This is a genomic window from Kitasatospora sp. NPDC057198 (genome assembly GCF_042670125.1).
Taxonomy (GTDB): domain Bacteria; phylum Actinomycetota; class Actinomycetes; order Streptomycetales; family Streptomycetaceae; genus Kitasatospora.
Genome location: NZ_JBHUWH010000337.1, coordinates 1 through 8,785 on the forward strand (window position 1 = coordinate 1; position 8,785 = coordinate 8,785).

Below are 8,785 nucleotides of genomic sequence, written 5' to 3' on the forward strand. Positions count from 1 at the left end.
GTATCGTTCCTGCGGTCGCGGAGCGGCCGGCTCAGCCGATCAGCCACTGCTCCTGGGCCACCGCGCCGACCTCGGTGCAGGCGTCGGTCAGCACGTCCAGCACCCGCAGCGGGTCCGGCAGCGGCTGCTCGGGGCCGCGCAGCCAGCGCACCTCGGAGCCGTCCGGCAGCGCGGCCGGCGGCACGAGGGTGTACGAGCCGCGGCAGTGCCAGCGCAGGCCGGGGTGCTCGGAGACGGTGTCGGGGGTGGAGTCCAGCGCGCTGGTCCACCACTCGTCCTCGTCCTGCGGGGTGCCGCGGGTCGCGGTGAAGAACAGGTAGCGGTCGCCGCCGACCGCGGCCACCGGGCCGACCGCGCCGAGCGCCTCCAGCCGCTCCAGGGCCAGCACGCCGGCCTCGGCCGGCACGTCCAGCACGTCGTGCGCGCGGCCGGTGGCGGTGACGAAGTTCGCCTCCGGGTCCCGGGCGAGCCAGCGCTCCAACTGCTCGGCGTCGGTGGTGGCCTGGGACTGCCAGGCGAAGGACAGCGGGTGCTGGGCCGGGGCCGGACAGCCGACCCGGTCGCACGAGCACCGGTGCCCGGCCGGGTGCGCCGCGGGCGCCACCGGGAACCCCGCCCGGGCCGCCCCCAGCAGCAGGTCCAGCCGCGCGGCCGCGTCCCCTCCGCCGGCCTCCCGGCGTTCCCGCCGCTCCCGCCGCCACCAGGAGGTCCACCTGCCGCTGGCTTCCATCTGGCCCCTTCCGCACGCACCTGCCTGAGCTGCCGTGCCAGGTACGGCACGGCCACCGACGCAACAACCGACGCCAACGCACGGAGCGGCTCACCGCTTCCCGAGGGGTGCACCGCGCGCGGGGGCGTCCTGCCGTCGACCGGCGCCGGGGTCACCGGGCCGCCGACGTCCGGGGTCGGGTACGGGGCGCGACGGTCGCGCCCGGCGGGCGGGCGCACCTCGGCGCACCCCACCCGACCCGTACGGGCCCGCGGACCCGGGTGGACCCCGGGGGCGTACGTAGCAGGATAAGGCTCCCGGAGCCCTCCGGATGACCGGGGGCGGTGCCGCCCCCGTCACACCCGCTCCACACCCCCGCTCCGGAACGGACACACCCGGCCGACCGGGGCCGGCCGGGCCGCGCCTACCCTGGACGGGTGAAGAGCGCCGACACCGAGTTCGTCGGGGGGCCGCTGGACGGTCGCGTCCTGCCGGTCCTGCTGGGCATGACGCACAGCGTCCCCAAGGTCTACCGGGTGCCCGTCCCCGCGCACGGGGACGTCCCGGCGACCGTCCTGGTCTACCGCCGCGCCAAGGAGTACGACGCCAAGGGGCGCTACCGCTGGCGCTACGAGTACGACGCCGACGCCTGACGGCGGCGCCCGAGGGCGGGGCCCCGCGCGGGCTCAGTCCTCCTCGGCCAGGATCAGGTACAGCTTCTTCTTGGTCTCGGCCAGCACCGCGAGGCCCTTGGCCCGCTGCTCCTCGGTGCCGGTCATCATGACCTGCCGCACCGCGTGGTCCACCGCCGCGAGCGCGGCGCCGACCTCCTGCACGGCCTCCCAGTCGTCCCGCCGGCCAGCCTCGTCCCACGGGGACGCCCCGGCCTGCTCGGCCTCGGCCCGGCCCGGCCCGGTCAGCTCGAACAGCTTCTTGCCGGACTCCTCGTTGGCCTTGACCAGCCCCTCCTCCTCGAGCAGCTGGAGCGTCGGGTAGACCGACCCGGGGCTGGGCCGCCAGACCCCGCCGGTGCGCTCGCCGATCTCGGTGATCATCTCGTAGCCGTGCATCGGGCGCTCCAGCAGCAGCGCGAGCAGCGAGGCCCGCACGTCCCCCCGCCTGGCCCGCCCGCCGCGCCGCCCGCCCCCGTGCCCGCGCGGGCCGTGCCCGCCGAACCCGCGGCCGCCGCCCGGCCCGAACCCGGGCCCGAACGGCGGCCCCGGCCGCCCCGGCGCCCCGAACGGCCCGAACGCCGCCCGGCCCCCGAACTCCTCGAACCCCTCGGCCCCTTCGCCCGGCCGCCCCGGGCCGCCGGCCCAGCGACGCCGGCCTTCTCCGTGGAAACGCTTGTCGTGCCGCATGACGCACACCTGTCTTCCGTGAGGAACGGACGCTCCGCCTACCGAAGCATCTCGATACCTCGACGATATATCGCTAACTATCGGAAGACAACCCCGTTCCGTACGGCGGCACACAGCAGCGGCCCTGCGCCCCGACCGGAACCGCGGTGCGGTCGCGGGTCCACCAGGCCCGGGGCGCCTTCAGCACGTCGCCCTCGCGGGGCAGTCGCACGACGGGACCGAACTCCGGGCGGGGTGCCTTCGCGCCGCCGGCACCGCCCACTTGCTGTGCCGGCTCCGCCCACCGCCCAGCGCCTACCGCGCGGCGGCCGGGGATTCGGGGCGCGGGCTGATCGGGGTGAACACACCGAGGCGGTCCTCGATCTCCTGGGCGGCGGCCAGGCACAGGTCCTCCCGGAACGCGCGCCCGATGACCTGTACGCCGGACGGCAGTCCGTCGCCGACTCCGGTCGGCACCGCGACCGCGGGTACGCCCACGAAGCTGGTCACCGTGCACAGGCGCATGCCCATGGCGACCCGCTCCCGCCCCGCTTCGTCGCGTGACTCCAGCCCCGGCTCGACGGGCGGCTCGGTGAACACCGGGCCGAGCAGCAGCGGGTGTTCGTCGAGGAATTCCGCCCACGAGCGGCGGATGCCGAGCCAGGTCCCCATCAGCTTCGTGAGCTCGGCGGCGTTCGCGGGGGGAGTCTTCTCCATGGCCATCCGGATGAAGCGGTCTCCGCCCTCGCCGAGCAGTTTCCGCACCACCGGCCAGGTCGGCGCGAATTCGGTCACGGTGATCCGGCCGTACGCCTCCAGTGCCTCGTCCAGCCGCGGGACGTCCGCGATCTCCCGCACGTCGTACCCGGCGTCGCGCAACGCGTCCGCTGCCACCGCGACGGCCCTGCGGACCGCGGGGTGGACGCCGTGGCCGCCGGGGTCGGCGACGACCGCGACCTTGACCGGCCCCGGCAGCGGTTCGCCGTAGCGGGGCACGGGCACGGCCCGCGGGTCCCGGGGGTCGGTCCCGGCCAGCGCCTCGTATGCCAGCCGCAGGTCGGCGACCGTACGGGCCAGGGGCCCGTCGGTGACCAGCATCTGCGAGGCCGGCCCCGGGTCTTCGGAGCCGAGGACGCGGTGGTCGGCGGGGAACCGCCCGGTGGTCGGCTTCAGCCCCGTCACGCCGCAGAACGAGGCCGGGATCCGTACGGACCCGCCGGAGTCGTTGCCGAGTCCGAGTGCGGCCATGCCGGTGGCGACGGCCGCTCCGTCGCCACCGCTGCTGCCGCCCGGGGTCCGGCTCCGGTCCCACGGGTTGACGGTGTCGCCGAACAACTCGCTGCGGGTGTGCATCCCGGCCAGGACCAGGGTGGGCATGTTGCTGTGGCCGATCGGTACGGCTCCCGCCGCGCGGAGCCTGGCCACCGGGGGCGCGTCGGCCGCAGCGACCAGGTCGCGGAAGCGTGGTGTTCCGAACGTGGTCGGCACCCCTTCGACCGCGGTGGTCTCCTTCACCGTGAACGGCACGCCGGCCAGCGGCCCGAGGTCCTCGCCCACTGCCCGCCGCCGGTCCGCACGTGCCGCGGCCTCGCGGGCCCGCTCGGCCATCAACTGCGTGACCGCGTTGACCTGCGGGTTGACCTCGGCGATGCGGTCCAGGTGGCTGTCGACCAGCTCGACCGCCGATATCTCCCCGTCTCGGACCGCCTCCGCCTGAGCGGCGGCCGTCATCGCCCACAGGGCGTCCTGCCTGATCATCGTGGTTCCCGTCCCTACGCCGAAGTGCTCGTGGCCGAACCCTAGCCCAGAAGCGATACAGTCGTATCGGAATAAGGAGGCCGCCCGAACATGCCCAAACACGTGGACTACGAAAGCCGACGCCGCCGGATCGCCGAGGCCGTCTGCCTCCTCGCCGACGAACACGGGCCGCAGGGGGTGAGCATGCGCGACGTCGCCGCCCGCGCGCAGGTCTCACTGGGCGCCGTCCAGCGCTGCTTCCGCAGCAAGGAGGAGATGCTCCTCTTCGCCGTCGACCACGTCGGCGAACGCATCACCGAACGCGTGAGGACCCGCCTGGCCGCGAGCCCGGCCCAGTCGGCCGCCACCGCCCTGGGCCACGCGGCCGACGAGATCGCCCTGCTCCGCGAGGAACACCGCGCCGAAGCACGGATCTGGCTCGCGTTCATCGCTCAGGCCGCTGTCAGCGAGTCGCTCGCCGACCCGCTGAGAACCAGCTACACGGCCCTCCGGGACCTCCTCGTCCGCCTCATCACCGAGGCCGCCGACGGCGGCCCGGCCGACGAGGGCGCCACGCCACCCGACCGCCGGCACGAGGCCCACGCCCTGCTCGCCCTCGCCGACGGCCTCACCACCCACGTACTCATAGGCCACTTGACCGCGGCGGAGGCCGAGGAAGTCCTGCACGCGCATCTGGCCGGCCTCTGGGAACGCCTCGGCACCACCCGCCCCCGGAAGTCCGCCTGACCCTCGGCGCACTCACCGCCTCGCACCGCACCGGATCACCGGGACCGGGGCTGTGCGGTGGGGGCTGTGCGGTGAGGGCTGTGCGGTGGGGCGGGATCCGGGTCCGGACGGGGCGGTGGCGAACATTCCCTCCATCGAATGACCCCCGGCCCGCGCCGCCTCCCCCCGCCGGACCGGACGCACGCACTACCGTGGCGCCATGGCAGGCGAACAGGACCTCGACAAGCTGCTCTCCGGGATGCACCCCGTCCGCAACCCGGGGCGCTACGTGTACTGCACCCTCCCGGGGCGGGTGCCCGCGGGGCTGCGGCCGGTGGTGACGGTGGCCGAGCCGGAGGGGGTCACCTTCGTGGTGGCGCAGGAGGAGGCCGACTCGCTCGGGCTGCCGTACGCGTACGTCGCCGCCTGGCTGACCCTGCGGGTGCACTCGGCGCTGGAGGCGGTCGGGCTGACCGCCGCCGTGGCCACCGCACTCGCCGACCGCGGGATCAGCTGCAACGTGGTGGCCGGCTTCCACCACGACCACCTGTTCGTCCCCGTGCACGAGGCCGACCGCGCCCTGGAGGCGCTCAACTCGCTGGCGGCGTCCCGCTCCTGACGGCCGACCGGCTCCGGTAGCTCCGGATCCGGACGCTTCGGGCGCTCCGGCTCCGGGCGCTCTGGCCGCGGCGCCCGGGGCAGGTGACAATCCGGAGGAGGGTTCCGGAGGAGGATCGCGCAGGAGGGGGCACCGTGCCGGTCGAACCGCAGGAGTGGGCGGACGCCACCGCCGCCGCGCTGGGCGCCGTGCTGGGTGCGGCGGTGGACGGCGGGCAGTTCCCGGGCGGGGTGCTGGTGGCCGGGCAGGCCGGAGCCGGGCGGGCGGTGGCCGCCCGCGGGGTGGTCGCCCCCGAGTGCGGCCCGGCCCGGCCCGACGAGCACACCCGCTACGACCTGGCCTCGCTCACCAAGGTGCTCGCCACCTGGCCGCTGGTCGGCACCGCCGTCCGGGCCGGCCTGCTCGACCTGGACGCCCCGCTGCACGCCGCCTTCCCGGAACTCCCCTCCCCCGGACGCGAGTTGACCGCCGCTCAACTGCTCAGCCACACCTCCGGGATGCTCCCGCGGACCGGCCTGGCCCGGTACGAGCACACCGGTCGGCCGCTGGTCGACCACCTGTGCGCCGAACCGCTGGTCTCCGCGCCCGGCGCGCAGCACCGCTACATCGACCGCGGGTTCGTCCTGCTCGGACTGCTGCTGCCGGAACTGCTGGGCCGCCCGCTGCCCGTGCTCGCCGACGCCCTCTGGCACGAACTCGGCCTGACCGCCACCGCGTACGGTCCGCTGCCGCGCGATCCGGGGCTGGCCCCGACCGAGCAGCGCCTGCTCGGCGCGCCCCGGACGTGGGGCGTCCCGCACGACCCGAGCGCGGCGCTGCTCGGCGGGGTGGCCGGGCACGCCGGGGTGTTCTCCTCCGCCGCCGACCTGGCCGCCTTCGCCGAGCACCTGCTCGGGGCGGCCGGCCCGCTGCCCGGGTGGTTCGCGCTCAGCCGCCGCCCGCGCACCGCCGTCGAGCCCGGCCTGCACCGCGGCCTGGCCTGGATCGTCACCGCGGACGACTCGGTGGCGTACCACCACGGGTTCACCGGCACCAGCCTCTACCTGGCCCCGCGCACCGGCCGCTACGTGGTGCTGTGCACCAACGCCGTCTACCACGGCTGGGACCGCACCCGGCTGGCCGCCCTGCGCGGCCTCGCCCTGCGCTCGCTGCTGCCCGGCGCGCCCTGACGGCCGGTCAGCCCGGCGCGCTCCAGCGGCCGCCGGTCAGCACGGTGAGCACCTCGCCGGGGCCGGAACGGCCGGAACGGCCGGGGCGGCCGGGGTGCGGGGCGAGCGGGGCAGCCGCGAGCAGCGCGATGTCGTCCTCGGCGGGGGCGGGGACGTGCGCCAGGACGGCGTCCAGCAGCGGAGCGGGGGGCGCGCCGGCGGGCAGCCGCAGGGCAGTGAGCCGGGCCAGCGAGCGGTCGAGGTCCTCGCCGCGGCGTTCGACCAGGCCGTCGGTGTACAGCAGCAGGGTGTGGCCGGGCGGCAGGACGGCGGTGGTCGGGAGGTAGCCGTTCAGGCCGGTGCCGAGCGGGGGGCCGGGTTCGACCGGGAGCAGCGCCGGGGCGCCGTCCGGGCCGATCACGGCGGGCGGCAGGTGCCCGGCGCTGGCCAGCGCGTACCGGCCGCGGGCGGGTTCGGCGTAGACCACCAGGCAGGTGGAGGGCCGGTAGTCGTGGACCTCGCAGGCCAGGTGGTCGAGTCGGGCCAGCAGCCGGTCGGGGCCGGGTTCGATCAGGGCCATCGCGCGCAGCATCGCCTGGTAGTGGCTCATGTGGGTGGCGGCCTCGATGCCGTGGCCCATCACGTCGCCGATGGCCAGCACGGTGCGGCCGTCGGGCAGCGCCACCGTCTCGTACCAGTCGCCGCCGACCAGCGCGCCGGTGCCGGCCGGGCGGTAGCGGAAGGCGACGTCGAGGTCGGGGTGCGGGGTGCCGGGTTCGGCGAGCATGGCGCGCTGCAGGTCGACGGCGACGGCGTGCTCGCGGCTGTAGCGGCTGGCGTTGTCCAGGGTGATCGCGGTGCGGCCGGCCAGGTCCTGGGCGGCGACGGCGTCGTCCCCGGTGAAGCCGGGGGAGGTGCCGGCCCGCATCAGGGTGACGGTGCCGATCCGGTGCCCGCGGGCGGTGAGCGGCACGACCATGCCGGAGTGGATGCCGAGCTCCCGGTAGCGGGCGACGCGTTCGGCGTTGGGGGCGGAGCGGGCCGGCTCCCCGTCGCCGAGCAGGTTCTCGATGACGGGGCGGCCGGTCTCCAGGCAGCGCGGGATCGCCGATCCGGGCTGGTAGTCGACGTGCTCGCCGCGGTCGCCGAGCCGGCGGACCCCGTCCAGCAGGGCGGGGGCGGCGGCCAGGGCGGCGCGGCGCAGTCGGCGGCCGCCGCCGGGGCGGGGGCGGGCGTGCGGGCTGTCGGGGTGCGGGAGGAGCTCGACGGTGGCGGCGTCGGCGAGGTGCTCGACCAGGAAGGCGGCGAGTTCGCCGCAGGTGGTGTCGATGTCGAGGGTGGTGCCGACCTGGGTGGCGGCGGCGTCCAGCAGGGCCAGCCTGGCCTTGGCCTGTTCGAGTTCGTGCTGCTGCCGGCGGGAGGCGGTGACCTCCAGGACGATGCCGACCAGGCCGAGCGGGCGGCCGTCCGCGCCGTCGATCCGGTGGTAGGCGCCGTGCCAGTAACGGCGGTGCGGCGGGGAGACGGCCCGGGTGCGGCCGCTGGAGGTGACCTCGCGGGCCCTGCCGTCGGCGAGCACGGCGCGCAGTACGTCCTCCCGGGCGTCGATGTCGGGGAGGAGTTCGGCGATGGTGCGGCCGAGGTGGCGGTCGGCGGGGACGCCGTTCATCCCGGCGAGGGCGGGGTTGACGTAGCGGTAGCGCAGCTCGGTGTCGAGGACGGCGATGCCGGCGGCGGTGCCCTCCATGACCTGGCGCAGCGGCGCGGGCAGGGCGCTCCAGAGCTCCTCGGCCATGGCTGGCGCACCTCCTCGCCGGGTGCCCGGGCACCGTGGATCCGGCACTGTCACCAGTAAACACAGCGGCGCGGATCGGGGCGATCCGGTGCCGGGCGGGCTCGGCGGGGCGGCGCCGGGGCCGGGGCGTTCACCCGGATGGAGTCGCCCGAATGCCCCGGGGCGGCGGGTGGCGGAGGGTCGGGGCAAGACCTGCTTCGGCCTAGGAGGTTCCATGAGCTCGTCCGTTGGTCCCAGTGCGTCACCCCCGCCCGCCGGTCCGCGCGCCGGCACCGCCAGGCCCCCGCAGAACAGGGGCTGGGTCTCCGGAATGGTGCTGTTCGCCGGTGTGATGATGCTGGTGGGCGGCCTCCTCGAGGTCTTCCGCGGCATCATGGCGATCGCCGAGGACGACGTGTTCGTCACCACGCCCCGGTACGTCTTCAAGTTCGACCTGACCTCCTGGGGTTGGATCCACCTGGTGCTGGGCGTGCTGATCGCGCTGGTCGGCTTCTTCGTGATCAAGGGGGCGGCCTGGGCCCGGATCGTCGGTATCTTCCTGGTCTCGCTCGGCCTGATCGGCAACTTCCTGGACCTGCCGTACTACCCGCTGTGGTCTCTGGTGATCATCGCGCTGGACGTGTTCGTGATCTGGGCACTGGCCGTCTACCGGGAGGACTGAGCCGGGCGGACGCCCGGTGGCCCCCGCGGGCCCGCTCCAGCGCTGGAGCG

Annotated in this window: 9 protein-coding genes; 5 read left to right on the top strand and 4 right to left on the bottom strand. The window is 75.7% G+C overall.

Going from position 1 to position 8,785, the window contains the following annotated elements:
- Positions 1-31: 31 nt before the first annotated feature.
- Positions 32-730 (bottom strand): bifunctional DNA primase/polymerase, encoded by a 699-nt coding sequence (locus ACFUEL_RS29010; RefSeq protein ID WP_380239733.1) that lies wholly within the window; start codon positions 728-730, stop codon positions 32-34.
- Between the two features lie 416 nt (positions 731-1,146).
- Between ACFUEL_RS29010 and ACFUEL_RS29015 the strand changes: the two genes are divergently transcribed.
- Positions 1,147-1,362 (top strand): hypothetical protein, encoded by a 216-nt coding sequence (locus ACFUEL_RS29015; protein ID WP_380239734.1) that lies wholly within the window; start codon positions 1,147-1,149, stop codon positions 1,360-1,362.
- A gap of 33 nt (positions 1,363-1,395) precedes the next feature.
- Here ACFUEL_RS29015 and ACFUEL_RS29020 read toward each other — a convergent pair whose 3' ends face one another.
- Both ACFUEL_RS29020 and ACFUEL_RS29025 read right to left on the bottom strand, forming a co-directional pair.
- On the bottom strand, positions 1,396-2,070 hold the full coding sequence (locus ACFUEL_RS29020; RefSeq protein WP_380239735.1) for a PadR family transcriptional regulator: 675 nt from the start codon (positions 2,068-2,070) through the stop codon (positions 1,396-1,398).
- A gap of 294 nt (positions 2,071-2,364) precedes the next feature.
- Complete coding sequence (locus ACFUEL_RS29025) at positions 2,365-3,807, bottom strand: amidase (RefSeq protein ID WP_380239736.1); 1,443 nt, start codon at positions 3,805-3,807, stop codon at positions 2,365-2,367.
- 90 nt (positions 3,808-3,897) lie between these two features.
- On the opposite strand from ACFUEL_RS29025, the gene ACFUEL_RS29030 reads away from it, so the two are divergent.
- The 3 genes from ACFUEL_RS29030 (at position 3,898) to ACFUEL_RS29040 (ending at position 6,300) form a co-directional block, all read left to right on the top strand.
- Positions 3,898-4,533 (top strand): TetR/AcrR family transcriptional regulator, encoded by a 636-nt coding sequence (locus ACFUEL_RS29030; protein WP_380239737.1) that lies wholly within the window; start codon positions 3,898-3,900, stop codon positions 4,531-4,533.
- Between the two features lie 199 nt (positions 4,534-4,732).
- Positions 4,733-5,131: an ACT domain-containing protein gene (locus ACFUEL_RS29035; protein WP_380239738.1), complete on the top strand. Its 399-nt coding sequence runs from the start codon at positions 4,733-4,735 to the stop codon at positions 5,129-5,131.
- A gap of 134 nt (positions 5,132-5,265) precedes the next feature.
- The gene (locus tag ACFUEL_RS29040; protein WP_380239739.1) at positions 5,266-6,300 is read left to right on the top strand and encodes a serine hydrolase domain-containing protein; all 1,035 of its coding nucleotides are present in this window, start codon (positions 5,266-5,268) and stop codon (positions 6,298-6,300) included.
- A gap of 7 nt (positions 6,301-6,307) precedes the next feature.
- Here the strand turns inward: ACFUEL_RS29040 and ACFUEL_RS29045 are convergent, their stop codons facing one another.
- A complete protein-coding gene (locus ACFUEL_RS29045) occupies positions 6,308-8,074 on the bottom strand; it encodes a SpoIIE family protein phosphatase (RefSeq protein WP_380239740.1) in 1,767 nt (588 codons plus the stop codon).
- Positions 8,075-8,384: 310 nt separating this feature from the next.
- On the opposite strand from ACFUEL_RS29045, the gene ACFUEL_RS29050 reads away from it, so the two are divergent.
- Entirely contained in the window at positions 8,385-8,735 is a 351-nt protein-coding gene (locus ACFUEL_RS29050; protein ID WP_380239741.1) for a hypothetical protein, read from the top strand.
- Positions 8,736-8,785: the final 50 nt, after the last annotated feature.